24 protein-coding genes are annotated in these 25,146 nt (G+C 48.7%); 13 read left to right on the top strand and 11 right to left on the bottom strand.

Translation table 11 applies throughout. The features are described 5' to 3' along the window. Window positions 1-295: 295 nt before the first annotated feature. Window positions 296-1,108, top strand: a complete 813-nt coding sequence (tsaB, locus tag KS4_RS00775) for a tRNA (adenosine(37)-N6)-threonylcarbamoyltransferase complex dimerization subunit type 1 TsaB (RefSeq protein ID WP_200761431.1) — start codon at window positions 296-298, stop codon at window positions 1,106-1,108. A gap of 566 nt (window positions 1,109-1,674) precedes the next feature. Here the strand turns inward: tsaB and KS4_RS00770 are convergent. Then, window positions 1,675-3,420: a leucine-rich repeat domain-containing protein gene (locus tag KS4_RS00770; protein ID WP_145073197.1), complete on the bottom strand. Its 1,746-nt coding sequence runs from the start codon at window positions 3,418-3,420 to the stop codon at window positions 1,675-1,677. A gap of 334 nt (window positions 3,421-3,754) precedes the next feature. Here KS4_RS00770 and KS4_RS17970 point away from each other — a divergent pair, with 334 nt between their 5' ends. The 5 genes from KS4_RS17970 (at window position 3,755) to KS4_RS00750 (ending at window position 7,599) form a co-directional block, all read left to right on the top strand. After that, on the top strand, window positions 3,755-3,877 hold the full coding sequence (locus tag KS4_RS17970) for a hypothetical protein (RefSeq protein ID WP_261341879.1): 123 nt from the start codon (window positions 3,755-3,757) through the stop codon (window positions 3,875-3,877). 270 nt (window positions 3,878-4,147) lie between these two features. Then, complete coding sequence (locus tag KS4_RS00765) at window positions 4,148-4,549, top strand: hypothetical protein (protein ID WP_145073194.1); 402 nt, start codon at window positions 4,148-4,150, stop codon at window positions 4,547-4,549. 192 nt (window positions 4,550-4,741) lie between these two features. Further along, the gene (gene der / locus KS4_RS00760) at window positions 4,742-6,295 is read left to right on the top strand and encodes a ribosome biogenesis GTPase Der (protein ID WP_145073191.1); all 1,554 of its coding nucleotides are present in this window, start codon (window positions 4,742-4,744) and stop codon (window positions 6,293-6,295) included. A gap of 203 nt (window positions 6,296-6,498) precedes the next feature. Continuing rightward, window positions 6,499-7,038 (top strand): protease inhibitor I42 family protein, encoded by a 540-nt coding sequence (locus KS4_RS00755; RefSeq protein ID WP_145073188.1) that lies wholly within the window; start codon window positions 6,499-6,501, stop codon window positions 7,036-7,038. Window positions 7,039-7,104: 66 nt separating this feature from the next. Further along, window positions 7,105-7,599, top strand: a complete 495-nt coding sequence (locus KS4_RS00750) for a protease inhibitor I42 family protein (RefSeq protein WP_145073186.1) — start codon at window positions 7,105-7,107, stop codon at window positions 7,597-7,599. Window positions 7,600-7,780: 181 nt separating this feature from the next. Here the strand turns inward: KS4_RS00750 and KS4_RS00745 are convergent, their stop codons facing one another. After that, window positions 7,781-9,202, bottom strand: coding sequence for a UDP-N-acetylglucosamine 1-carboxyvinyltransferase (locus KS4_RS00745; protein WP_145073183.1), 1,422 nt, complete (start codon window positions 9,200-9,202; stop codon window positions 7,781-7,783). A 554-nt stretch (window positions 9,203-9,756) separates the two neighbouring features. Between KS4_RS00745 and KS4_RS00740 the strand changes: the two genes are divergently transcribed. From KS4_RS00740 to KS4_RS00725, 4 genes are all read left to right on the top strand, one after another. Then, window positions 9,757-10,098 (top strand): hypothetical protein, encoded by a 342-nt coding sequence (locus KS4_RS00740; RefSeq protein ID WP_145073180.1) that lies wholly within the window; start codon window positions 9,757-9,759, stop codon window positions 10,096-10,098. Between the two features lie 76 nt (window positions 10,099-10,174). Then, window positions 10,175-10,534: a hypothetical protein gene (locus KS4_RS00735; RefSeq protein WP_145073177.1), complete on the top strand. Its 360-nt coding sequence runs from the start codon at window positions 10,175-10,177 to the stop codon at window positions 10,532-10,534. 201 nt (window positions 10,535-10,735) lie between these two features. Beyond that, complete coding sequence (locus tag KS4_RS00730) at window positions 10,736-11,491, top strand: type II secretion system protein (protein WP_234698837.1); 756 nt, start codon at window positions 10,736-10,738, stop codon at window positions 11,489-11,491. Between the two features lie 58 nt (window positions 11,492-11,549). Continuing rightward, entirely contained in the window at window positions 11,550-12,344 is a 795-nt protein-coding gene (locus tag KS4_RS00725) for a PEP-CTERM sorting domain-containing protein (RefSeq protein ID WP_145073171.1), read from the top strand. Between the two features lie 209 nt (window positions 12,345-12,553). Here the strand turns inward: KS4_RS00725 and cysC are convergent, their stop codons facing one another. The 5 genes from cysC to KS4_RS00700 form a co-directional block, all read right to left on the bottom strand. Continuing rightward, entirely contained in the window at window positions 12,554-13,201 is a 648-nt protein-coding gene (gene cysC, locus KS4_RS00720) for an adenylyl-sulfate kinase (RefSeq protein WP_145073168.1), read from the bottom strand. A 109-nt stretch (window positions 13,202-13,310) separates the two neighbouring features. After that, the gene (locus tag KS4_RS00715; RefSeq protein WP_145073165.1) at window positions 13,311-14,147 is read right to left on the bottom strand and encodes a CPBP family intramembrane glutamic endopeptidase; all 837 of its coding nucleotides are present in this window, start codon (window positions 14,145-14,147) and stop codon (window positions 13,311-13,313) included. A gap of 54 nt (window positions 14,148-14,201) precedes the next feature. Next, window positions 14,202-14,729 (bottom strand): adenine phosphoribosyltransferase, encoded by a 528-nt coding sequence (locus KS4_RS00710; RefSeq protein ID WP_145073162.1) that lies wholly within the window; start codon window positions 14,727-14,729, stop codon window positions 14,202-14,204. A 209-nt stretch (window positions 14,730-14,938) separates the two neighbouring features. Beyond that, window positions 14,939-16,444 carry an autotransporter outer membrane beta-barrel domain-containing protein gene (locus tag KS4_RS00705; RefSeq protein WP_200761430.1) on the bottom strand — a complete coding sequence of 502 codons (1,506 nt, stop codon included), beginning with the start codon at window positions 16,442-16,444 and terminating at the stop codon, window positions 14,939-14,941. Window positions 16,445-16,770: 326 nt separating this feature from the next. After that, complete coding sequence (locus KS4_RS00700) at window positions 16,771-18,045, bottom strand: pyruvate dehydrogenase complex dihydrolipoamide acetyltransferase (protein WP_145073156.1); 1,275 nt, start codon at window positions 18,043-18,045, stop codon at window positions 16,771-16,773. A 605-nt stretch (window positions 18,046-18,650) separates the two neighbouring features. Between KS4_RS00700 and KS4_RS00695 the strand changes: the two genes are divergently transcribed. Then, a complete protein-coding gene (locus KS4_RS00695) occupies window positions 18,651-19,454 on the top strand; it encodes an HAD-IIA family hydrolase (RefSeq protein ID WP_145073154.1) in 804 nt (267 codons plus the stop codon). Window positions 19,455-19,640: 186 nt separating this feature from the next. Next, window positions 19,641-20,645, top strand: a complete 1,005-nt coding sequence (locus KS4_RS00690; protein ID WP_145073151.1) for a dihydroorotate dehydrogenase-like protein — start codon at window positions 19,641-19,643, stop codon at window positions 20,643-20,645. A gap of 12 nt (window positions 20,646-20,657) precedes the next feature. Here KS4_RS00690 and KS4_RS00685 read toward each other — a convergent pair whose 3' ends face one another. The 4 genes from KS4_RS00685 to KS4_RS00670 form a co-directional block, all read right to left on the bottom strand. Then, window positions 20,658-21,884 carry a M16 family metallopeptidase gene (locus KS4_RS00685; RefSeq protein WP_200761429.1) on the bottom strand — a complete coding sequence of 409 codons (1,227 nt, stop codon included), beginning with the start codon at window positions 21,882-21,884 and terminating at the stop codon, window positions 20,658-20,660. A gap of 76 nt (window positions 21,885-21,960) precedes the next feature. Next, window positions 21,961-22,857, bottom strand: a complete 897-nt coding sequence (locus KS4_RS00680; protein ID WP_145073145.1) for a GGDEF domain-containing response regulator — start codon at window positions 22,855-22,857, stop codon at window positions 21,961-21,963. 6 nt (window positions 22,858-22,863) lie between these two features. Continuing rightward, complete coding sequence (locus KS4_RS00675; protein ID WP_145073141.1) at window positions 22,864-23,241, bottom strand: Hpt domain-containing protein; 378 nt, start codon at window positions 23,239-23,241, stop codon at window positions 22,864-22,866. Window positions 23,242-23,402: 161 nt separating this feature from the next. Beyond that, entirely contained in the window at window positions 23,403-24,122 is a 720-nt protein-coding gene (locus tag KS4_RS00670; RefSeq protein WP_145073138.1) for a hypothetical protein, read from the bottom strand. A 238-nt stretch (window positions 24,123-24,360) separates the two neighbouring features. Between KS4_RS00670 and KS4_RS00665 the strand changes: the two genes are divergently transcribed. Further along, window positions 24,361-24,996, top strand: a complete 636-nt coding sequence (locus KS4_RS00665) for a phosphopantothenoylcysteine decarboxylase domain-containing protein (RefSeq protein ID WP_145073135.1) — start codon at window positions 24,361-24,363, stop codon at window positions 24,994-24,996. Window positions 24,997-25,146: the final 150 nt, after the last annotated feature.

The following is a 25,146-nucleotide window of genomic DNA, read 5'->3' as shown; positions in this document are numbered from 1 at the left end:
CATACTAGCGAATAACTACCCCGTTAAACGCTCGATCTGTAGATTTAGACAAAATGGGCTAACCTGAAATTTCCTAACCCTTCTAAACGCAGCCTATAAAGGCATTAAGAGTGGATTGGCGGTGGAGAATTAAACAGAAACAGCTGATGTTTTTCAGTCTTTTCTGAATACCCTAAAACCCACACAACTCAGGCATGTGAATACTCAAACTTCGTACATGCTTTTGTGCTGAGTCATTGATTGCGAGATGTCGGATTGGGATGCTGCTCTTCTCGGTGTTAGAATATCTTCCAATATGAGTGAGAACCCATCCCACAACTTAACCAATTGCCAATCAAGTGGTTGCGAGTCTACACCCCCTTCTGTCGTGAGCTTAGCGATCGAGGCTTCCGGCCGAGTCGGGCGTATTGCAATTGGCCGTGGTGATCAGATCCTTGCCGTCCGCGATCTTCCCGCCTCACGCCGCCATAACCTTGATCTCATGCAAACTGTGGACGAGATTTTTACAGAACAAGGCATTGCAAAATCTGATCTCAAAGAGGTTTACATTTCAACCGGCCCGGGAAGTTTCACGGGCCTCCGCATTGCGATCACCACCGCGAAAATGCTCGCCATGGTTTTAGGCTGCAAAATTATTGAAGTGCCAACCCTTCAAGTTGTTATGAACCAAGGTGTTAGCGATGATCTTTCAGAAGGTGACTGCATCGCGGCCTGCCTGAACCTCAAGCGCGACACCGTCTACTCTGGCATCTGGCAGCAGAACGCTGAGGGCGAGATGATCGCTGTGAGCGAACCCAAGCTGCGTAGCAGTGATGAGTTACGTGACGAGGCGGGCGATCAACTAAGAGTGGTTGTGGGCGAAGTCTTGCCGGAAGCGTTGAAGAACGAAGACAGTTGGACGCGGAAACAGAACGTGAAGATCATCAGCGGGCCAGCAGCCTTAGCGGATGCGTCCCATACCTGGCTGATCGGGCGTTCGCTTTCAAAGGCTGGCAAGTATATTGAAGCCAAGGATTTACAGGCTGCTTATATCCGTGAGCCGGAAGCCGTCACCCTCTGGAACATGAACCACCCCCCTGCCCCCGGAAGCTCCCGCACCCGGAAGTAATCCCCCCTACCCCCGGAAGCTACCCCCCGGAAGCCACCCCCGAGCCGCCCCCGGAAGTGGTTCCCCTTGTTCCCCCGCCACCCCTTCCCCTCTTTTCTGTCTTCCCTCCGGATGCGATTTCGCGTCTCACTTCTTTGTCTACCCAACTTATTTCACAGCACTAATCGTTGATTAGACGCGGCTGAAAAATATGCTTTTGTGCGCGTGGAATGTTCAACAGTTGGCAGGGCGTGTGCGCGCAGTTTGTCTTGCACCTGAACGCAAATACAAAACCTTCCGGGAGCGCACAAAAGCGCTCCCGGAAGGTTATTGTTGACGTAACTAACTCATCAATAGATAGTTGCAAGCAAAACTAAAAATCGTCAAAAAACGTTTAAAATCGCTGGTTTTAACCAAAAACGAATCAAAAAATGTGCGTTTTGAAAAGAAATTATTAAAAACAGAGGCTTATCCACAAGCGATTTTGCGCACAGATGCGCGCTTCAGAAAATTATTGTGCGCAAAAAAGGCGCAGGCATATGGGCGACTGGCTAATCTGCGTTTTAGGCTAGTTTTTCAGTATCAAACTAAACGGCATGTCGCCGACGTACACAGACGAGGACAGGTAGTAAGAGCAGCGCGGTTGAAGGCTCGGGAATGACGACGGTATGAGCGGCATTGTCCTGCCAAGTGTTGATCGCGGATTTTGTGTCGGTTGAAAGTGAACCCCAAACGCCGGTGAGGTCGAGATGCGTGAGGCTCTTGAAGGTGGTTTCATCGAGCAGTTGCATGATGAAAGTATCGGAGAGGTTTTGTGCGTAAGCGAAGGAGAGTGATTCGATGTTGTCGGTGCCGTTCTCGTCGGTGAGGGCGGCGAAGTCGGTGATGTCGATGAAGTCGATACCTGAGAAATTGATTGATCTGATGTTTGAGAAGTTCATGATGCCTGATGCGAAGTTGGAGGCGTTGTTGAGGAGGATGGCGTCGAAAGCAAGTTGGGAAAGTTGTGAGTATTGGAGGTCGAGGTGTTGGACACCATAGTTGATGTCGGCTTTGATGAGGTTTTTGAAGTTCGCATGGGAGAGTTTGAGTGTTGGGGAGGCGGAGCCGAGGATGAAGGTTTCGAGGCTGTCGAAATGCGAGAAGGCTTTGTGTTCGATGGAGGTGAATGGGTTGTTTCGGATGTCGAGTTCTTTGAGGTTGCTTAGCCCTTTGAAGGTATCAGCGGTGATTTCTGTGATGTTGTTGTTGCGTAGGGATAGTGTTTTGAGTGATGAGAGATTTTCGAACAGACCATCATGTATGGCTTGGAGGTTGTGGTAATTGATTGAAATTTCTTCGAGATTTGAGAGGTTGTTGAATGCGCCGAGTTCGATTTCGGAAATGGAGCTGGGGTTGTAGTTTGAGAAGATGAGTTTCTTGAGGGTGGTGAGTTGGCTGAATGTGTTGGCGCGAAGGGTATCTATTTCTGGTGTGTAGAAGTGGAGTTCTTCGATGCTGTTTAGGTGGGTGAAGGACTCTTGGTAGAGTTCGGTGAGCGTGCTGGATTCGAAGTAGAGGCTTTTGAGGTTATTTAGGCCTTGGAAGGAGATGTTGCGCAGGTCATTGATGGCATGGTTTTCGAGGCCGAGATGCTGGAGGTTGGTCATGGGGAGGAAGGCATGGGCGTTGATGAAAGAGGTGGTGAGCTCGAAGCTGAGGTATTTGAGTTGGCTGAGATGGGAGAGAGAGTCTTGTTTTAGTTGGACAAGGGGGTTGGCGGATAGGCGGAGTTCTTCGAGTTGGGACATGCCGATGATGTTGATGTTTTTGAAGTCGGTGATTTTGTTGCTGAATAGATTGATTGATTTGAGTGCGGTGAGGTCGTGATCGGGGCCGACGTTGAATGAGGTGAGTTGATTGCTGCTGAGGTTGAGGTGTTGGAGGCTGGTGAGGCCGGTGAAGGCGCCGTTTTGGAGTTGGGAGATTTGGTTGATATTAAGTTCTAGTTTTTCAAGGCTTTGCAGTCCGGCGAAGGCGTTGGCGTTTATGGTGTTGATGGTGTTTGATGTGAAGTCGAGTTCTTTGAGGTTGATGAGTCCGGTGAAGTCGCCGGCGTCGAGTGTGGTGAGTTTGTTGGAGTAGAAGGTGAGGTCTTCGAGGTTGGTCATATCGACGAAGGGGCTGCCTGAGATGTCGGTGATTTTTTTGCTGGAGAGTGAGAGTTCTGTGAGGTGGGTCTTGCCGACGAGGTCGTCGGGGGTGAGGATTTTGGCGTGGGTGGTTGAGGTGAGGGGTAGTGCAGCGATTGTGGACAGGGCGAGAGATTGGGCGAATTGGTGGCGCGTGAACATGTTTGCTCCCCATGTTACGTGTGTTGAATTATGAATTGAAAGTCGAAAGCAATATTAACTCAAAAATTGGTTTTTCAAATTGGTATTTTCAAAATTTAGCCCTAAATATGTGCGATAAAATTCACTTCTAGAAGAATATAAGAATTACCTGAGAAATAGGTAAGAAAACGCGAGCGGGATGGTTTGCTAGTACGGGTTTACGTGCCCGCTTGCCTGCGATGTTTTGGTGTTTGATGCTGGTTGAGAATCTGAAACAGATCATGTTTAGGTTCGTCTATCAGGTAGATCTATCCTTGTTTTTGATTCCGATTTTTGATTTCCGATGGGGCACATCATGATGCGATTGTTTACGGTTTTGGTATTGGCTTTTGGGCTGGGGTTTGTGGGCTGGCGTGAGTTGTATGCGAACGAGAAGGTTGGGCGGTGGGAAATTAATGCCTATTCGGTGGATAGATAATTAGAAGATTTTTCGGAAGGTATAGGGATGGAGCGGCCGGAGGAAACGTATGGGATGATTAGGCGGGCAATGGTGGGGGAGGTTGTAACTGCAGGCGAAGCAGAAGAAGAGTTGAGGAGAGATTAACCTCGGAGGTTGTGTGGGGGGGGGGGATGGGCATGAAAGGCCTCGGAAGAAGGATAATACCGAATAATCAATCGCTATTTTAATGCTGGGTCTATTAGAATGATAGTGATCGATGATTCTAATGAATTACTAGGGAAGCATGTGATGTTAAAGCAACGAACGTCCATAATAGGATTGATGTGTTTGTGCATGTTGATGGTGGGGTGTGTGCGTAATGAGGTTGTTTTTGAAGAAGACAAACAGTCGCCTAAATCGATGAGTGGGTATGAGGCGGTGCAGATTGCGAATGCGTTTTATCAGCCTATGTTGTTCTTACCTCAGGAGGACATGGGGTTTGAGCCATATGATTGGGATTATGATTATTTGGGTGTATCGGTTGAAGCGGATTACATCGTGGATGAAGGTTATTGGTGGGTGACGTATACGCCATTGCCTGCTGCACCGGATAGATTCACGATTATTCAGGTGAATCGTGATCGGACGGCGGAAGTGTTCTATCCGTATCGGCTCCCAGAAACACTTGATACATTGGGTGAGGAGGAGTAACTAGCAGGTAAACGATGCTGGTGCTGAACGATACCCCCTGACCGGCGGTTAGGGGCTTGGGATTGATTAATGGGTGGTTTGATTTGGATGAGGGGTGGGGATGGGCTAGAATGTGTGGCTCCTTGGCGAGTGCTGAGGCCCGAACTGGATAGGGTAAAGAATCCGGATATTCCGCTTGGATGGCTGTGAAGCGTGGCTGAGCGGAAGAATGAGATGAAAGGCAGGTGTGCGATGAGCGTACCCGACGGCGGTTATTTGCCGAAGATTGTGATTGTGGGTCGGCCGAATGTTGGTAAGAGTTCGCTGATGAACATGATGGCGGGCAGACGGATCAGTATTGTGGATCCGACAGCGGGTGTGACGCGTGACCGTGTGAGCACGCCGGTGGAGATTCCGAATTTGGAGCGGGGATTGGAACCGAATTATGCGGAGTTGGTGGATACGGGCGGGTATGGGATTGAGGATACGCAAAATTTAACGGCTGATGTTGAACGGCAGATCGAGATTGGGATTGCGGATGCTGATCTTGTGCTGTTTATGGTTGATGCACAGCAGGGCTTGGTGCCGCTGGACTATACGGTTGCGAGTGTGCTTAGGAAATCGGATTTAAAGACGCCGGTGCTGCTGATCGCGAATAAGGTTGATGGGTCGACGCATGAAGCGGGCGCATATGAGACGTCGGGGCTGGGGTTTGGCGATCCGCTGATGATGAGCGCAAAGAACAAGAATAATGAGTACGCACTCTATCGTGCGATTAGAGAGAAAATTGATTTTGATCATTTGGCATCGATGGGTGATGCGGTGACGAAGCCGGACGAGGGGATTAAGGTTGCGTTTGTTGGGAAACGTAATGCGGGCAAAAGTACGTTTGTGAATGCGTTGGTTGGCGATGATCGTGTGATTGTGTCGGACGAATTGGGAACGACGCGTGACTCGGTGGATGTGCCGTTTAAGCGGGATGGCCGAAAGTTTACGGCGATTGACACGGCGGGGATGCGTAAGCGAAAAAGTTTGGCGGACGACATTGAGTTCTATTCGCATCATAGATCTCTCAGGTCTGTGAGGCGTGCGGATGTTTGTGTGATGTTGATTGATGCGAGTGTGCCTGTGTCTCAGGTGGACAAGCAGTTGGTGAATGAAATCCGGAAGCATTTCCGAGCGACTGTGTTTGTGATCAACAAGTGGGACTTGGCTGAAAAGACATACACGAAAGAACAGTATGTTGAGTATATGGACAAGGCGCTGGGCGCGATGTCGTATGCTCCGATTGTGTTTACGAGCGCGAAGGACAAGAAGGGTATCCATGAGGCAATGGATATTGTTATGGCGTTGTATAACCAGACGAGTTTGCGTTTGTCGACGAGCGAAGTGAATACGTTTATTGGGGCGTTGATGCAGCTTAGGGGGCCGAGCGGCGGTAAGAGCGGCAAGCGTGCGAAGGTTTATTATGCGGCGCAGATTTCGGTGAATCCGCCGACGATTGCGTTGAACGTAAATCACCCGGAATTGTTTGATAATAATTATCAGCGATTCATGATGAATCGGTTGCGTGATGTGGTGCCGTATAGTGAGGTGCCGATTAAATTTGTGATCCGAGGGAAGCAGAAGATCACCGCAGAAGAACGGATTCGTGCAAAGAAGGAAGGGGAGCGGTTGTTGCCGAGGGGATATCGGTTTGTTGAAGGGGTTGATACGCCGGATCATCCTGATGTGATTATTGATGATTTCAGCGAGATGGATGATTAGCTGAATCATTAACTGATGAATAGATGATTATATGGACGTGCTGGCGCAGGCTGGTACGTCTTTTTTTGTTATTGATTTTCAAAGTTATGGTGTCAATCCCCTATTACATAGATAGGCGGTTATTTGGCGGATGAATGTTGACGATAGCGGAGATACGAGGGTAAAAGAGGGTTGGAAATGAATGCGTGTCGGGAGAAAAACGGATGGCAATAAGCGATCTGCGGATTATATTGGTAGCTATTGGTGTGGTACTGTGGGCATCGGCAATGGTCGGCTGCCAGGAGCCATACTATCCAACGGCGAAGACGATGAAGACGCTGGATGGGCGTGGTAAGAAGGTTGAGGTTGTGAGTGGTGAAGACAATGGGGCGCTGGTGTATATCAAGACGGGAGAGAGTTTGCATGTGCGGCTGAGAGCGGATCCGACGACGGGGTTTTTGTGGACGTTGTCGCAGGACCGTCGAGAGATTTTGGCACCGGTGGGCAGGCCGTTGTTTGAGCCTGACGAGGATGAGGAAGGGAAAGCTGTGGGGACGGGGGGCATCAGGACGTGGATCTTTTTGGCAAATAAAACGGGGCTGGTCAATTTGAAGTTTATTTATCACCGGCCTTATGAGAAGGATGAAGAACCGATGAAGGTGTTTCGGGTAACGGTGAATGTAGTGAAAGGCGAGACGGCGAATTACCCGGTCGTACAGGAGGACGGTGAGGGGAGTGAGCATGGCAGAGGGCGGTATTATTGAATTCCCAGAGAATCGAGGCATGGATAAAGGGAATGGGTTTTCGGACACTAACCGAAGGATAGACAAATGCTAAAGGGCGTTATTTTAATATTAGTGATGACATTGTTGATGCTGGTAGGTGCCTGCTCGGGCGATACGCGGGTTGATGGGAAGGATCATGTGGATGGTGAAGAGGCGCCGCGACTATTTACGGTTGTCCGGATCACTGAGAAGGATGATGGAAAAACGGTGACGGTATGGGAAGGTGATGAGGTTGTGGTAGAACTTGAGAGTAATCGGACGACAGGGTATATGTGGATGTTGCCGCGTGGCTGGAGTGGGGATGGTGTGCTAGAACAAGAAGGATTGGGTGAGTATGAGAAGGATGAAAGAGAAGAAGGGATGGTGGGAACAGGCGGGGAAAGTGTATGGCGGTTTAAGGCAAAGAAGTCAGGCGAAGTGAGACTGGTTATAGATTACCGCCGGCCATGGGAACGTACGCGTCTGGGTAAATCGTTTCGGGTTGATATTGAGGTGAGAGAAAAAGATCGTGAGCGGCGAAAAATTGATGAGGTGTATTAGAGCGTTTTGCGTAAACACTTGCCGCGTTGACCAATTGGTCGTTACGTAAAAACAGTTTTCAGATTAAATGACTGTCGATTGCAACATTGATTCACACGGCAAGTCAACATGCAAACTGCTCTAAACGATAATAAACATGAACGGTTTTAGAGCCTTGCTCGTGAAGAGTGAGGCTTTTTTGTTAGACGGAAGCGCCTTTGACGCGCTGGATGTCGGCGCCGAGTTTTTGGAGAGTGAGTTCCATGCGCTGATAACCTCTATCGAGGTGATAGACGCGGTTGATGGTGGTGGTGCCGCGTGCGGCGAGGCCTGCGAGAACGAGGCCTGCGGAGGCGCGTAGATCGGAGGCCATGACGGGGGCGCCGATGAGTTCGCGGACGCCGGTGACCATGACGGAGGGGCCGATGCGTGTGAGGGAAGCGCCCATGCGGAGGAGTTCGGGGACGTGGAGGAATCGGTCGGGGAAGATTTTTTCGGTGATGACGGAGTTGCCGTCGGCGAGGGTGAGGAGAGCCATGAGTTGGGCTTGAAGGTCTGTGGGGAAGCCGGGGTGGGGTTGGGTGACGACGTGGGCGGGTTCGAGGCGGCGAGAGGTTGCGATGCGAACGGTGTCGCGGAGGCCGGGAAGGGTTGTGGTTTTGGGTTCTAATGTGGCGATAGGGGTGCCGGAATCGGGCGTGGTAATCGGTTCGAGTGATTGTGTTGATGAAGAATGAGGGGGAATGGGTGTGACGTCGACGCCGATGACGCGGAGACGGTCGAGCGCGGCGGTGAGTGTGCGGGTTGGAAAGTTTTCGAGGATGACGTCGCCGTTGGTGATGGCGGAAGCGATGACGTATGTGCCGGCTTCGATGCGGTCGGGCATGATGGTGTGCGTTGCGGCGGTGAGTTCGTCGACGCCTTCGACGGTGACGACGGGCGAGCCTGCGCCGGTGATCTTGGCGCCCATGCTGTTGAGCAGGTTGGCGAGGTCTTCGATTTCAGGTTCACAAGCGGCGCACTCGATAATGGTTGTGCCTTCGGCGAGTGCGGCGGCGGAAAGAACGTTTGCTGTGCCAAGGACGGTTGAGCCGTTGGGCCCGCCGAGGAAGACGTGTGCGCCTTGGAGTTTTGAGCCGGGGCCGTTGGGGCCTTCGGCAATGATGTATCCTTCGGCAAGATGGATTTTGGCGCCGAGTTGCTGGAGGCCTCGGATGTGGAGATCGACAGGTCGGTCGCCGATCGCGCATCCGCCGGGCATAGAGACTTTGGCGTAACCACGTTTGGCGAGGAGTGGGCCGAGGGCACAGATGCCGGCACGCATGGTGCGGACAATGTCGTAATGCGCGAGGGATTTGGAAGGATCGGTTGCGTGGAGTTTGATATCGACGCCGAGGCCATCGGAGGTCGTGCCGAGGTCGGGGGTGGAGTCGATGGTGCAACCGAGAGATTTGAGGAGTTTGACCATGTTGCGGATGTCGGAGAGATCGGGGACATCTTTGAGGGTGAGAGGTTGGTCAGTAAGAAGGGCAGCAGCCATGAGGGGTAGCGCGGCGTTTTTAGAGCCGTGAATTCTGACTGTGCCGGTGAGCCGTTTTCCGCCTTGAATTACGAATGCATCCATAGGGAGGATGGTCGCAGAAGTTTGCAGAGCTTGCAAGAGTGAAGGTTGGGTGAGTGATGAATGGGTGGTTAGCGGTGGACAGTGGGGTGCGGGGGAGAAGTTATCAAGGAATAAACCACAAAAAGTGGGATTTTAGAGCGTTTTGTAAAATTACTTGCCTCATTAACCAGTGGGTCGTTACGTTAAAAACGCTTCTCATACGAGCCTGCTTCCGATTGTTTCGCAGGACATGTGGCATGTCATGATGCAACTTGCTCAAGCGGGGTTAAGTGTTCTTGTGATAAGACGTTTACAGAAGCAAAGAGATTGTTGATAATGGTTTTGTTCCCTGCGTATTTTATTGCATAGAAAAAGAAGTCAGGATTAGGAAGGCATAGAAAAGAAGATGGGAGGGGTTGTGCGCTTGGGGTGGGCCGTTAGAGAGGAAGCGGAAGAAGGCGCGTAAAGCATGTGAGGTGGGTATCGATATGGTTGATGAATTGCGTGAGCGTGCAGGCTCATGCAAGGTATGGTTTCCTGTCTGAGTGCTTCGCAAAGATTGCGAGCAGATATAGATGTCATTAGAAGCGAAAGAAAATCAGATTGTGGACGCGATCCACACGATACATTATTCGACTGGACCGGGTATGCCGGGGAAGGTTTATGAGGGGATCGTGCGGAGTGTGATGGTTGAGAAGCGATTTGAATTGGTGGATGGCGGGGAAGTACAGGGCCAATTGGTTTATCACGTGGATGATGAGATTGCGCTGTTGGTGCTGTCGGATATGAATGCGGATCTAGATGAGTTGGCGGATAAGCTGACGGCATATCTGGAAGTGGCGGGCTTGAAAGCGGGTGTGGTGTTCAATTTCGCGGCGATGAACCCAACGCTGGGAACACGTCGGGCGCGCAGGTAAGTCGTTTTTGAATAAAAAGTATATTAAACTGCAATTGGTTATTGCATCTTCGTAATAATCTATTATCATTATGGGCATGTTCGCCAAACGTGCCGCAGTCTGGTTGTGCGTGTTGATGCTGCTGATGCAGTATTCGGGGTTATTGCGTGGCGTGCACTTGACGATGGGGCATGAGCATGGAGTTAAGGCGATCGTCACCCATGTGACGGCAGGGGAGCTGGGGACATGTGGGATTGAGGGGGCTGAGGAGAAGAATACTGAGCATCGATGCGGGGTGTGCGAACAGTTGACGCTGCTGCGGCAACAGATGTTTGAAGATTCGGCGGTGGGTGTGCATGATGTTTTGGGGCTGGTGGAGACACTGGTTGCGGAAGGTGAGAATTGGACGATGGAGGTGGATGGTGAGTTGCGTGGGCGCGGGCCACCGATGGGTTGAAGTACATATCTAGTTGTGTTTCAGATTGATTCGTAAGATATCGTGCAAACATTGCGCATAAGGTGCGGTGATTAATTGTACGTAGCCTGACTATCTGAGACTCCCTTATCTATCAATAGTGAATGATCTGGGTGATATGCTGCGTGCGTATCGCGGGTCGCTTGTGATTAATGGTTATTTGATAACCGGGAGATGTTCCTGATGAAACGTGGATTTACATTGATTGAATTGCTTGTAGTGATATCGATCATCGCATTACTAATTGGTATCTTGTTGCCAGCGCTATCAAGCGCTAGGCGGACTGCGATGACGATCAAGTGCTTGAGCCAAATACGTCAGTTGGAGATCGCGCATTATGCGTATGTGATTGATAACGATGGTGAATTGATTCAGGCGAATTTGGCGCATGGTGGTGCGGCGCACGGTTCGCATGAGCCGTGGACAGAAACGCTGGCAAAAGATTATGGGGTGGATGTGGTCTTGCGGTCGCCGGTGGATGATAGCCCGCATTGGGGGCCGCATCCAGAGGGCGATCCGATACCGGGTTCATCGAATGATCGGCGTCGCATGACGAGTTATGGGATTAATGACTTTTTAGATAGTGAGTTGGTGGCGTGGGGGCCTTGGGGGATGGGGAGTGTGGATGGGCATTACACGATGGATAACGTGCGGCAGCCAACTGGGGTGGTGCATTTTGTGATGATGACGTTTGAGGGTGAGTATGCGGGGTCAGATCATGGGCACGTTTCTGCGTGGGCCACGAGCGCGACGGCGCATCTTGCTCCGAAGAATGCTGCGAAGCAGTATGCGATTGGCGCGCATGGGGGGCCGAAAGATGAGAAGGGGAGTATCAGTAACTGGGGATATCTGGATGGGCATGCAGAGACATCTACGTTTGAGACTGTGTATGTGAGCCCGACGGAGAATCGTTTTGATCCGATGGTGGTGGGAAAATAGTGGTTGAAAAATTTTCGTTCTTATTCAAAAACAATTTTATTAACAGGGAGATTTTCGTATGAATACTTTAAAGAATACTTTAAAGAAAAGTTTGATGATTGGCGGGGTTGTTATGGCGACAGGCATTATGGGATCACAGGCGTTTGCTGAAGATCATCATCATGGCCATTCAGATATCCTGCTGGGTATTAAGGATGGTCAGATGATTGCGATGGTTGAGCATGGTGGTGTGATTGAGAAGTTAGTTGCGATGGGCGCAGAGATGCCGGAATCTTATTACGCAACTAATCCGGGGTTCGGCGTTGAGGCGGACGAGTATGATGACGGGATCACTGCACCACTGGCAAGTACGGATGTGTCGTTTGATTTCAATGCATTTGAGCTTGGCGGAACAGTCTCTAATCTGTTTTACTGGGATGCGTCGGATGTTAATGATATCGCATTTGATGCGGTGAACGATGGGACGATGTTTACTGCTGCTAGGCAGATAAGCCCGTTTGAAACGTACACTGCTACGGTTAATGGTGGTACTGATGATGTCGATGGTTTTGTCATTGGGCAGACAGGTGCTGATAGTGGACTACATCAACACATCGGCTTCTACATGCTGGATGAGGCGAATGGCACGGATAACATCAAAGATGGTATCTATGCTGTTGCGATGTCGTTTAGCCAAGAAGGTTTAACGGCAAGTGATCCGGGTGTGTTGGTTTTTGCTGTGGGTGAACACGGTGAAGCGCTTCACGAAGCGGCTGTTGCGTTTATTGAAGGCGCGATGGTGCCTGAACCTGCAAGTCTAGCCTTGCTTGGATTGGGCGGATTAGCAGCTATTGGCAGAAGACGTCAAAAGTAATGGGAGCATGAAGATCCACGTTTATGGGTGAGAGGCGAAAGCGTCTTGCCCATTTTTATTGCACGTTTTATTTAGAGCGTTTTGCGAAATAACCTGGATCGTTGACCAAAGGGTCGTTTCGTAAAAGGTAGCTATGACAAGCGTAGGCTGATGAATTCTGAGTCATCGGATGTTCCAGATAATCACGCAACTTGCTCTAATGTGTGTGGTTATGGAGTAAGAATATTGTTTTGTTTGAGGAGGTCGATGAGTTTAGTGATGGATTGGTGGAGTTTGAGTTCGTGAGTGGGAAGGAAAAGGTCTGGGGATTCGGGTGCTTCGAACTGTTGATGAATGCCTGTGAAGTCTTTGATCTCGCCGGCACGGGCTTTTTTGTAGAGACCTTTTGGGTCACGCGATTCGGCGATGCCGAGAGGGACGTGGATGTGTATTTCGAAAAAAGGGATGCCGACTTGCTCGTGGAGTTGGCGGATTTGATCACGTGATGAACGATAAGGCGAGATGAAAGAGGTGATGGTGATGAGGCCGGAGTCTGCGAAGAGTTTGGCGACTTCGCCGATACGTCGGAGGTTTTCTTCGCGGTCTTCAGGGGAAAAGCCAAGATTGGCATTGAGTCCGTGACGGATGTTGTCGCCGTCGAGGCAGTAGGCGTGATGGCCTTCTTTGATGAGCGCTTTTTCGAGTGCGACCGCGACGGTGGATTTGCCGGAACCTGAGAGGCCGGTGAACCAGAGCGTGCAGCCTTTCTGTCCAAGATTTTTGTGGCGATCTGCGGGTGTGATCGCACCCTTATGCCAGGTGATATTGGTGGCTTTTGGGTCGGAATTAGAGGTCGTTTTGTCTTGTGAATCGGTCATTGCGTATCTCCGCTGACATGGTAGCGGAAGGGGATGGGGGGTGTCGAGTTACCGGTCTCCCCGGAAGATCATGGGCTTGAAATAAAATGATGAGACGGGTAGAGGGAGGTCAATCGGACATGAGCGAGTAGAGGAAGGTGGAGGAGACGGCGATGATATCGTAGAGGACGTGGGTGGCAACGACGATGCCGAAGCCTCGGGCGAGGTAGATGACGGCGAAATAGATGCCTGCGGTTGTATAGAACAGGAGCATTCCGAGCGAGATCGCTTCGGGATGGATGTAGCCGAAAGCGAGGGAGGATCCGAGGACGGCGCCGATCGCACCGATATATGGGGGGAGTGAGATGAGGTCGACGAGGATGGTGTGGATGATGGCGATGAGGATGAGCCGGTAGACGAGTTCTTCGTATATGCCTGCACCAATTGATAGAAGCAGGCCGGCTTGCCAGGATTGGGCACTGGATACGGCAACGTTGGTTTCGATCGAAAGCGTGTCACCTTGAATTGTCTCAACGGGGATCGTTGCTTGCTGAAGGATTGAGGTCACGGAGGCGGCGTGTTCGCGCATGAAGATGGCGGCGAAGACGAGGAGTGGGATGGTGAGGAGAAAGGACTCGATGTACATGAGGAGGTAGAGTTTGGGCTCGGGCTTCCATGGATCACGCCGAACGATATGCCAACAGAAAAGAACGATGATGAGGATGAGGCCGGGGAGGTATACGCCGGAGGCTTCGCCGAAGAGGTTGAGGAATTTGGAGAGGAGGACTTCAGCTTGAAGGTTGGGGAGCTGCGTGTTGTAGGCGCGTACGTAGAGGTATGTGCCGAGTTCGTAGAGGAGTATGAGGGGGAGTAAAAAGATGAGGGCTTGAAGTGGCCAATGTGAGCGTTCCCAGTAGGAAGTCATGGCGCCGAGTTCGCCTTGGGCTTGTCGTCCAGTTTTTGACATGCGGGAGTGATCCTGTGTTGTGCGGTCTTGAAGAGCAGTTTATCTAATGACTGATTAGTACTGGAGGACGGGGTGAACGTTGTCGTATGGGGCGAGGACGTTGCGTCCATTGAGGAAGTTGAGTTCGATGAGAACGGTGACGCCAGCGATGTTGCCGCCGAGTCCGTCGACGAGATCACAACAGGCTTTCATGGTGCCGCCGGTTGCGAGAAGGTCATCGACCATGAGTACTTTTTGCTTAGGTTTGATGGCATCTTTATGGATTTCGAGTGTATCGGTGCCGTATTCGAGGTCGTAAGTAATGGCGGCGGTATCAGATGGGAGCTTGTTGGGTTTGCGGATGGGGATGAAGCCGGCGGAGAGTGCTTGAGCGATGGCTGTGCCGAAGATGAAGCCGCGAGATTCTGCGCCGCAGACAAGTTCGATGCCTTTACCACGGAAGGGAGAGGCCATGAGTTCAACAGCCATAGCGAGGCCAGCGGGGTCGGCGAGTAGCGGAGTGATGTCCTTGAACTGGACGCCGGGCTTTGGGTAGTCGGGGATGTTTCGGATGAGCTGCTCGAGAGATTTCGGATCCATCATGATGATAAGCTCGCTTGTGGTAAGGCTTTGGGATGATGTGGCCGGATCTTGAATAGGATTAGGCCATTGCAGGGCAATTGTAATTCAAAACGGCGTTGAAGGCGCGGATTGGGGAATGAAAAACGGGAAGAAAGGACATGAAAAAAGCCCGTAGCATGAAGCTATGGGCTTGTATTAGTTAAGTGCAGAAAGAAATTGCACGTTGCGGTTTAGAAGTTAAAGCGGATGGCAGCGGAAATGCGGTGTGATTCAATGTTATCGTTTTCGAAGTTGGTGTCGTAGTTGAGGCGGATCGAAAAATCTTCGGGTGAGGCGTAGAGGAATCCGGTGGAGAAGGCGTAGTAGTTTTCGTCTGTGCTGTCGATGATCGCTGTGAATGGATTCGCAGGGTTGCCGACAAATGAGAAGGAAACATTGCGGCTATCGTTTTTGAATTCGTGCTGATAGCTGGCAGAGATAAACGGCTCGAATACGCTGGCGCCACGTTCAATTTTGTAAGAAACGAGGGCGCCGAGTGAAGAGACGAGAGAAATGTCTTCCTGATCTTTGACTTTTTGGCTGGCAGTTCCGGCTCCGGATTCGGTGTAGCCGTCGATCTCGGTTTTGGTGTACTGAAGATAAGCGAACGGAGTGAGGGTGAGATTTTCGACAGGCAGGTCGTCGATGAGGTAGTTAGCACCAATTTCGAAGCTGTATTGACGCGCGTCGGTGGCGGCGGTGGCGGTGGTTTTGGATGCACCGACGAAGATGTTGCGTTCGATGTCGTAATTGCTGTAGGTGATGCCGGCGGATGTGTCTATGCGAAGATTAGGCGTGAGGAAATAGTTGGCGTAAGAGAGAAGGCTGATCGCGTCGACGGTTGTGTTGCCAAGATTTTGGTCGGCATCACTATCGATATTGGCGTAGCCGATTGCGCCACCAACGCGAAGATTTTCAACGATTTCGAAATCAGAGCCGAAGTGGATATCGAATTGCTTGGATTCAGATCCGAGCTGGTTAGCGGTCGCGTCGATATCGGATTGTGTGTAGCTGGTGAGGAGATAGACGCCGATCTCGTTGTCGGGCAGCCAATCAAAGATGGCGGAACCGGTAAACGCATCAAGACTTCGGTCGTTTATCGCTGCCTCTTCATTCTGCAAAAATGAAGCGTATTGACTAGGATCATTCGCTTCATGAATCGCTAATTGATCAGATGAGGAGGCGGTATTTAAAGTAAAACCTGCGGTCGGCGCATTTGAACGATGATGAATGATTGATGCATTATTCGCGGCCACTTTAGTGGCCATCGCAGTCTGACTTGCGAGGCTATTTTGGAGGAGGCTTCCAACAGATCGCATGTAATCGGATGTACTTAAATGCTGAAGTTCAACGGCAATATTCTCGAGTGGACCATCGCTGACTAAATCTGCCTCGAGCATTTGAGTCATTTGATAAAATTGCTGTGATACTGCAATGACACGGTAACTAGGAGCAGCCACTGTGATTTCACCACCGCCATCGCCAATCGGGATTTCTTGGCCATCTACTGTGATTGTGCCGGAGAGTATCAATGACCCAGCTCCAGTGCCTACTGGATCTATACGAATGATCGCGGCGGAATCACCGTTTAGTGTCAATGATCCGTCGATGGGATTGCCGTTATTTATCCAAATCTCACCATTCCCATGTAATGACGAAGAAGAAATACTACCTCCAATCGCATGAGTAGCTGGCATTGCCGATAACGCGATCGTTGCAAAAAACGCGGTTATTGATTTATTCAAATTTGATAAGTATTTGCGCATAATAAACTCGTGGTATTCTTGTTAATTCATCATCTGAGCTTATTTAGCGGTGATTCGGCATCTCGAGTAAGACATGATTTGCCTAGAGATCGTTGCCTTGGAAGCTCCCAGAAGCGCGGCGGCGTGGACGCGGTAGACGTATCTTAAAGCGTCAACATTAACCATACAAACTGCACGGGAATCTACCTAGTTCAGTAAAAAAGCCCGAAACGTGAATCGCTTCGGGCTTGATTGGTTTTAAGGTTCTGTTGCGTGTGTTACACGAGCAAGCCGGCTGGGTTTTCGAGGAGGGACTTGAGTGTGTTCATGAACTCTGCGGCTACTGCGCCGTCAAGGACGCGGTGGTCGGCGGAGATGGTTGCGTTCATGACATGGCCAATGACGATCTCGCCGTTCTTGACAACTGGTTTTTGGACAGCGCCGCCGATCGCGAGAATGGCGGATTGAGGTGGTGAGATGATGGCGGTGAAGGCTTCGACGCCGTACATGCCGAGGTTTGAGATGGTGAATGTGCCATCAGACATTTCTTCGGGGGTGAGACCAACCTCACGCGCTTTGGTTGCGAGTGTTTTGGTTTCGGTGCTGATCTGACGCATGCCTTTAACGTGCACATCGCGGAGTGTTGGAACGATGAGTCCGCCGCCACGTTCGGCTGGGAGAGCCACGGCGATGCCAATGTTGACGGTGCCGTGCTGGATAATTTTGTCACCAGCCCATGAAGAGTTGGCGGTTGGGTGCTGAACGAGAGCGAGTGCTGATGCGCGGACGATGAAGTCGTTGACAGACAGCTTGACGCCTTGGTTTTCGAGCTGGCTGTTGAGGGTTTTGCGGAGTTCGAGGATTGGGTCCATGTCGACGGCAACGGTGACCTGGAAATGAGGGATGGTTGTTTTCGATTCGACAAGACGCTTTGCAATGGTCTTACGCATGCCGTTGAGCTGGATTTCTTCGGCTTTTAACTCGGATGCGACCGAAGCAATGGTTGCTGCAGGTGTTGCCGGGACAGGAGTCGCGGTAACTGATGCGGCTGAGGCGCCACCTTGGGCGGCGGCGAGGATGTCGCGTTTGATAATACGACCATCAGGGCCTGTGCCTTGAACGGTTGAAATATCAACGTTGTGCTCGGCAGCAAGCTTGCGGGCAAGTGGTGAGACGCGTGTGCCGGCAGGAGCGGCTGGGGCTGCTGTTGCGGTCGCTGTGGCAACTGGTGCTGCTTCGGCGGCGGGTGCAGGAGCAGTAGATGCGGTTGAAGAACCGGAGCCAGCAGAAGCGGCGGCGTCTTCGACGGATTCACCATCTTCTGCAAGTACTGCGATGAGTGAACCCACTGGGACGGTGTTGCCAGCTTCTAGTGCGAGTTTGGCAAGTGTGCCGTCGTCAAAAGCTTGGAGCTCCATGGTGGCTTTGTCTGTTTCGACATCTGCAAGGTGATCGCCGGATGCGACTTTATCGCCAACACTGACGTGCCACTTGACGAGAGTACCTTCTTCCATGGTGTCTGAGAGGCGAGGCATCGTGATTTCGATAGCCATAGGTTTGGGCTCCTGTGCTTTTTGAATACATCTTGATGGTGTTGTGATATGCGTCACAACAGCCCCGAATTTCAGCGGTAAGGCTGCGAAGGCCTGTTAATGATAGTGTCGGCAAAATACTGCTGACGAGGCCTATGAGGGGCTGGATCCTGTTTTTGAGCTAGATCCAAGTGCCAACATGGTAGCAAATTATGATTGAAAAATCCCCTCTGGGGGAGTCTGGACGGTTCTTAGCAAAGATAACAATCAATGGGTTCGTTTAGTGGAATCTGGAATCCGGTTTTTGAAATCGACGGACAATTATAAGCCCCGGATATCTATTGACCGTCTTGGATATGACGCATTATCAGGCAGACAAAGGTGGTCTGCACGAGATTTAGGCAGAACCCTTAGTGCGAGATCGGGCTGACATAGCGAGTAATACGAGTTGATCTCGATTCCTAGCGTTCTAAGACCCATTTGTACTAATCAATTGCAAACAAAACTGAGTTGGCATGGTGTTTGCATTAATGAAAGGTGAACTGAATGGTTGCTGCTTAAATGAGCAGCAACCAGGCAAACAATCATTGGTCTGGTACACGGCTGGACATTAGAGGAGATGCAATATGTATGGTTATCTGATTGATATGGATGGTGTTATTTATCGGGGAACGGAACTAATCGAGGGCGCAGATAATTTTATCAAAACGCTGCTGGAGCATGACATTCCGTTTTTGTTTCTTACTAATAACTCACAGCGCTCGCGTCGAGATATTGTGATGAAGCTGAGGCAAATGGGGATTAATGTTGGCGAGAAACACATCTTCACCTGTGCGATGGCCACGGCAAGATTTTTAGCAGAACAGAAAGCTGGCGGTACCGCGTATGTGGTTGGCGATTCAGGCTTAACAACAGCACTACATCGCAATGGGTATTCGATCGTTGATAAAAAGCCAGATTATGTTGTGGTGGGCGAAACGCGTACTTTTAGTTTTGAGATGCTCGAAGCGGCAACTAACATGATATTAGACGGTGCGAAATTGATTGCAACCAACCTTGACCCTAACTGTCCGACACAAAGCGGTACACGACCGGGATGTGGCGCGATTGTTGCGCTCTTGGAAGAAGCAACCGGAACAAAAGCGTTTTCATTAGGTAAGCCATCGCCGATTATGATGCGGGCTGCGAGAAAGGAGCTTGGCTTGTCCTCCAATGAGACCGTGATGATCGGCGATACGATGAGCACTGACATCATGGGTGGCGTGCAGATGGGGTATCGAACGATCTTGGTTCTCTCAGGAGGAACACGATGCGATGAATTGGGTGATTATGCTTTTCAACCTGATTTAGTCGTTGGATCTGTTGCTGATATCAATCCACGTGAGGTTAGCTTTAATATTGAAGAATACACGCTACTAAGTGCATCATAAACGACCGATTTCATTTTTAGAGCATGAAGTTGCGTGCAAGCACTGCCTGGCTGGGAACCCCGGGCAGTGCTCTATTATGTAAATACGTATATCACTTCATTTAGCAATTCTGCAATGCATACTGTGATAGCAGTGATCGAAAAGAATCTGATGATTCGAGGTTTATGATCGGTTACACTATGCTAAATGGACTTAAGAACCAACTATCTGGGTTTCGAACTTGATCACCCCATCATTCCTGGGGCATCACCGCTATGTTACGACATTGAATTCGTTCGTGAATTAGTCGATGCAGGCGCACCGATGATTGTCATGCGTTCTCTGTTCGAAGAAGACATCAGGCTCATTCAAATGCGCCAACAAGAATCGAATCACGATTCAGCTTCATTAACAAGAGAACCGATTGTTGATCCTTCCACCTATTTAAAACAAATCGAACATTTGAAACGTGAAGTCCATGTGCCGATCGTCGCGTCTATCAATGGTGCGACCCCGGGTGGCTGGACTAAATATGCAATACAGGCAATTAATGCAGGCGCGGATGCTATTGAATTGAATTTATATCGCGTGGCAACTGAACGAGATTTATCCAGCGAGGATATTGAAGCTGAGGATGTGCAAATTGTCAGCGAACTGACAAAACGTATCAATGTACCTTTGGCAGTTAAAATCTCTCAAAATTACACGAGTTTATCGCATTATTCTGATGCAATACGTGACGCTGGCGCTCAAGCGCTTGTCATTTTCAATCGTTTTATGCAGCCAGATATTGATATTGAAACACGCACCATGACCTACCGACTAAATGCTACTCATGAAGATGAACTGCGATTGAGACTGCGATGGGCCGCAATTCTATCGAGCCATGGCAGATTGCCGATTGGTATCACTGGTGGAGTGAAGTCATCTGAAGACGTTATTAAAGCTGTTATGTGCGGTGCCAGTACATGCCAAGTTGTCACGCCATTTATTTCTGAAGGCGTCGGCCTATTAAGCCAAATGGTAAAGCAGCTAGAACAATGGTGTGAATCACATCAGATTGACACACTTGGCGAAATTCGAGGCTGCATGAATTTATCGCACGCTGAAGATAAACGAGCTTATGAGCGAGGCAATTATTTACAAATCTTAAAAAGTGCAGCTTATGCAGTTCAGTTCAAAAACAAAGACCACAAGTTATCAAAAAACTAGCATTTCCATCGATTAAATAGTTAACTGATTCTCGCCCATCGTTACCACAGTCATTTTGTTTGGTGGATTTTCTTTTAAAAAACGATTTAGATTATCAATCGTAATTTGATCAGTATATGTAGCCCACTCATCTAGCGTCATAAATTGGCCACGTATAAATAATTCATTGGCTATCGCGGCGGCTCGGGCTGCTGTTGACTCTCCTTGCATAACAAGGCGCGATTTCATACCAACGATTGCACGTGCAAATTCGCTTTCATCAATACCCTGAGACAGACGATTGAGTTCTTGAATCATCACATCAATCGTTTCTTGAGCACGTGCGGTTGTTGTTCCTGCATATGCAAACACCATACCCCGATCACGTTGCGAGCCATATGTCGCGTAAACGGAATAACATAGGCCACGCTTTTCTCGCACTTCAGTAAACAAACGGCCAGACATTCCGCCCGAAAGAACTTGTATCGCTGCTTTTTGTAATATTGAATCAGGTTCGCGATCCGCAATCGTATCATACGCCAATGCGATGTGTGTTTGAGATGTATCGGCTTGAAGGTGTTGATAGCCGCGATCGCCTTCGGAGATCGCATCTACCGTATCTGCAGAACCGCTCCAAGCTTCTAAATTCTGCTCAACTAAAGCGACTAGTTCATGCCAATCAAAAGAACCGGCAAACGCCAGTATGGTGCCTTTGGGTTTAAATCGCGCCGCCCAAAACTGTCTCACATTCTCTATTGTGATAGACTCGATATGTGATGCATTACCGAGCGAAGAACGACCGAATGGAAGCCGGTTATGATTATTGCGAAGCTCTTTGAATACATATTGTTGCGGATCATCTTTTAAAGCCTCAAGTGCTTGCAAAGCGAGAAGTTTCGTGGGCTCCAATACTGCAAGTTCAAAATGCGGTTTGAGTATCATATCCATTAGCAACGGAAAAGCCTGCGACAATTTTGAACCGATCATGGTTGCTGCTAATTTTGTGTGGTGCGTATCTACATGGGTCGAACGTTCAACACCAAGCATGTCAAGTGCGTCGCTATGATCACGTGCATTAAGATCGCCTGCGCCACGACAAATGATCTCAGATAGTAACGAGGCAACACCCTCTTGATCCGCTGGTTGCGCAGCAAGCCCGCCAGGTACCATCATTGTCATCGCAAGTGAACCCGATCCTAGCACTGGTTCGCCTAAAAGGATTAGCCCGTTTGCAAGTTGCTTTTGATAAATCTGATCCATAGCCAGACATTGTATCGCATGCATGGTAATGTGGCACATTACCCACAAATAGCTACCTCGCAGTGAATCACATCAATCACTTGGCGATGCTAACGCAGTTTTTACCAATCCTTTTCGAGTCGTATAGCGCTTGATCAGCAGAAACGACAATCTGCTGAATATCAATGCCTGTATCTAGACCTGTTGTAGCAATACCAATACTAACCGTGACGAGTTGCTGAACTGTTTTTTTCAATTCGTGATCATTTTCAATTGTCGTTATGATCCGCTTCGCGACAAGAGCAGCTTCATTTTTATCGGTATTGCACAAAATCATACAAAATTCATCGCCCCCATATCTGCATACCACATCGGTAATACGACTTACGGACAAGATAAGTTCGCTAATCCTCTGTAGCACTTGATCCCCAACTGGATGACCTAGAGTATCATTAATGTGCTTGAAATCATCAACATCAATGAACATGATTGCTGCTATCTTAAATTCACGAATTGATCTGTGTATTTCTTGCTCGATACGTTCATCGAAATACAAGCGGTTGTAGAGTCCTGTCAGATTATCTAATCGAGCTTCTTTTGCGAGAAGGTCTATAAGATGCTTTGTCTTTAAATGTACATTCACTCTCATCCGCAACTCTACAGGCTCAAACGGCTTAGTAATATAATCTGCAGCACCCAAATCAAACCCTTTAACTTTATCAATAATCTCATCTTTTGCTGTTAAAAAAATGATGGGTATATCATGTAGCTCAGGCTCTGATTTAATCCTTCGGCAAAGATCGAATCCACTCATTTCAGGCATATTTACATCTAATAAAATAACATCCGGCTTCTGTCTTTTCACCTTATCCAGAGCATCAATACTGCTATAAACTTGAATGATCTCTACACGCAATGTCTGCAAGTGACTCATCACAAGCTGTTGAGTCATTCTTGAATCATCAATCACGAATATTTTCGCGAAACGTTCCACAAACGATTACTCCGAAACTGGTGGCGCTTTCACACGCTTACAAAGACAAATCAAAGAATCAACCGCTTTAACCCGATCTGAATCCCGTGCTGATTTTTCTTCTAAAACCTGCTCCGCTCGCTCTGCAGCATCTGTTAGTATCTGAAACCCAAAACTTCCACCAGCCCCTTTAATCTGATGCAAATGATGCGACAGATCTCGCAAGTTATTCGAATGTAAACTTACGCTCATTTTCTCAATGTGTTGCTGCAATTCTCCTATAAAAAACACAATCAGATCATAACTCTCACGATTCACAGGAAGCGTAGAGTAAATTGACGAATGATCATTATCATCGCTGTCTGACTTAAGAATATTAATGTCTTTATCTGCCTGGTCAGTCAATTTAACACCTTAATTTCGGCTAACTCGATACATACAAACAACCCGCTAGCTATCTGCAGTTTAGGCAACGGGTTTTAGCTTTTTATATATATTGAATCGACTGTCATCAAAAACCGCTTTAGATCATCTAAGCATCCAATGCCTATAAATTTCAACCTGTATTATTCGGTCTTTTGCGTCTTTCTATTCAACCTCAGATCATCTAACTTAATCCGTTGTGGAGCAGAAACATCACCTTGAAGTGCTTCAACTTCCTGAGCAACCTGCCAATCTTGATGTGACATTTGCACATTAGAACCATAAATAACATCTGGCATTATCACATTTTGTTCTTGGATAAGAGTCATATTAGCGGACGCCGCAATAACATCATCAACTGGCCTATTCATTGCAATCGGCATACGAGAAACATTAAATGTGTTGTTCAAACTAACCAATGTCACTTGATTAATTTTATTATAAAGCGCAAGAGTTTTCTTTTTCGTTGATTGCGGTTTGATGCGAGCTCTAAAAATCTGATTACTTGGGTTGTACCAAATACCGGCCTGTAAATCTGAAACGATAATTGGGTCTGGAGGTTCGGTTGAATAATCATTGGGAGGAGCAAGATCAATCCATGGACGAACATGCCCCACAAGCTGGTTATAGGGCAGGCCTTCTCGAAACCAACCAGCTTCAATGTACCGTATGACAATATTCTTTTTTTGCTCTACTTTAGCAAGATGCGATCGGTAGACCACCTCATCTTTGAGCATATTTAGCGCATTCATAACTTGTGTGCTTTGCTGCGTAAGCACTTGAGCATGGTAGTAATAGCGGACACTAAAGCCCACCAAGAGGCTAATAATTGAAATAACTATCAGATTGGCGGTAAGGCGCATAATCAATCTGCCGTATAAATATGGTTTATTTTCTAATGATACATTATTCGATCATGTAGAATCGCATTCGTTATGATTCTCGACTACAGGCACTCAACGAGTTTCTACACAATTCGACTTCCTCAGATTGCGCAATCTCTTTATCTTGCCTAATCATCATAAACCACATTAGAATCGAGTAACCCTACATGCAGTTCGCGATTAGTTAAAATGTAAGCGATTGATTTGGAGAAGATATATGAATATTCTGATCACTGCGGGTCCTACACGTGAACCCATTGACGCGGTACGTTACATCGGCAATCGCTCGAGTGGCAAAGTTGGCATATCGCTAGCATTAGCAGCTTATAAAAATGAGCACAATGTAACTTTGCTGATGGGTCCTGGGATTCAATTACCTGAGATGCCAAGCCAGATCAGCATATTACGTTTTGAATCGACTGCAGATCTGCAATCACTACTTTCTGTTCATTTCCCCAATTGTGACATACTTATCATGGCAGCCGCTGTGGCTGATTATACCCCACTTGAAAAACATGACGGGAAATTACCTCGCTCACACGATCAAGGGGATAGCATGATTATTGAATTGACACCAACCCCTGATTTGGCCGCTGCACTTGCACCGCAAAAAAAACCGAATCAGCAGATTATTGCGTTCGCACTCGAGGAAGCTGACGTATTAATTGAAAGAGCAACCGCTAAAATGAAACGGAAAAAAGTTGATGCGATCGTAGCAAATCCACTTGGCACGATGGAGGCAGACGTTATAACACCGACATTAATCACCCCCAGTGGCCAAACAAGCTCTCCCGGCGAATTGCGAAAAGCAGAGTTTGCATCGTGGCTTATCAAGCAAATTCATAACCTCTAATTATTGATCATCTTACATCAAAATCATTAGACAACTCATCTGTTTCCAACCGAATATAAATCTAAAAATTCTTTCGGCATTTCGATCAAAATACGCTATGATGTGTTTATATCATTGAGTTTCATTTAACGTTACAGTTTTATATTCGAA

The sequence above is a fragment of the Poriferisphaera corsica genome (genome assembly GCF_007747445.1).
In the GTDB taxonomy this organism is placed as follows: domain Bacteria; phylum Planctomycetota; class Phycisphaerae; order Phycisphaerales; family Phycisphaeraceae; genus Poriferisphaera; species Poriferisphaera corsica.
This window is presented reverse-complemented; position numbering and strand designations above follow the sequence as displayed.

Coding starts and splice junctions, on each gene's coding strand:
- tsaB (WP_200761431.1), top strand. CDS start 296: ATGAGTGAGAACCCATCCCACAACTTAACCAATTGCCAATCAAGTGGT.
- KS4_RS00770 (WP_145073197.1), bottom strand. CDS start 3,420: ATGTTCACGCGCCACCAATTCGCCCAATCTCTCGCCCTGTCCACAATC.
- KS4_RS17970 (WP_261341879.1), top strand. CDS start 3,755: ATGATGCGATTGTTTACGGTTTTGGTATTGGCTTTTGGGCTGGGGTTT.
- KS4_RS00765 (WP_145073194.1), top strand. CDS start 4,148: ATGTTAAAGCAACGAACGTCCATAATAGGATTGATGTGTTTGTGCATG.
- KS4_RS00755 (WP_145073188.1), top strand. CDS start 6,499: ATGGCAATAAGCGATCTGCGGATTATATTGGTAGCTATTGGTGTGGTA.
- KS4_RS00750 (WP_145073186.1), top strand. CDS start 7,105: ATGCTAAAGGGCGTTATTTTAATATTAGTGATGACATTGTTGATGCTG.
- KS4_RS00745 (WP_145073183.1), bottom strand. CDS start 9,202: ATGGATGCATTCGTAATTCAAGGCGGAAAACGGCTCACCGGCACAGTC.
- KS4_RS00740 (WP_145073180.1), top strand. CDS start 9,757: ATGTCATTAGAAGCGAAAGAAAATCAGATTGTGGACGCGATCCACACG.
- KS4_RS00735 (WP_145073177.1), top strand. CDS start 10,175: ATGTTCGCCAAACGTGCCGCAGTCTGGTTGTGCGTGTTGATGCTGCTG.
- KS4_RS00730 (WP_234698837.1), top strand. CDS start 10,736: ATGAAACGTGGATTTACATTGATTGAATTGCTTGTAGTGATATCGATC.
- KS4_RS00725 (WP_145073171.1), top strand. CDS start 11,550: ATGAATACTTTAAAGAATACTTTAAAGAAAAGTTTGATGATTGGCGGG.
- cysC (WP_145073168.1), bottom strand. CDS start 13,201: ATGACCGATTCACAAGACAAAACGACCTCTAATTCCGACCCAAAAGCC.
- KS4_RS00715 (WP_145073165.1), bottom strand. CDS start 14,147: ATGTCAAAAACTGGACGACAAGCCCAAGGCGAACTCGGCGCCATGACT.
- KS4_RS00710 (WP_145073162.1), bottom strand. CDS start 14,729: ATGATGGATCCGAAATCTCTCGAGCAGCTCATCCGAAACATCCCCGAC.
- KS4_RS00705 (WP_200761430.1), bottom strand. CDS start 16,444: ATGCCAGCTACTCATGCGATTGGAGGTAGTATTTCTTCTTCGTCATTA.
- KS4_RS00700 (WP_145073156.1), bottom strand. CDS start 18,045: ATGGCTATCGAAATCACGATGCCTCGCCTCTCAGACACCATGGAAGAA.
- KS4_RS00695 (WP_145073154.1), top strand. CDS start 18,651: ATGTATGGTTATCTGATTGATATGGATGGTGTTATTTATCGGGGAACG.
- KS4_RS00690 (WP_145073151.1), top strand. CDS start 19,641: ATGGACTTAAGAACCAACTATCTGGGTTTCGAACTTGATCACCCCATC.
- KS4_RS00685 (WP_200761429.1), bottom strand. CDS start 21,884: ATGGATCAGATTTATCAAAAGCAACTTGCAAACGGGCTAATCCTTTTA.
- KS4_RS00670 (WP_145073138.1), bottom strand. CDS start 24,122: ATGCGCCTTACCGCCAATCTGATAGTTATTTCAATTATTAGCCTCTTG.
- KS4_RS00665 (WP_145073135.1), top strand. CDS start 24,361: ATGAATATTCTGATCACTGCGGGTCCTACACGTGAACCCATTGACGCG.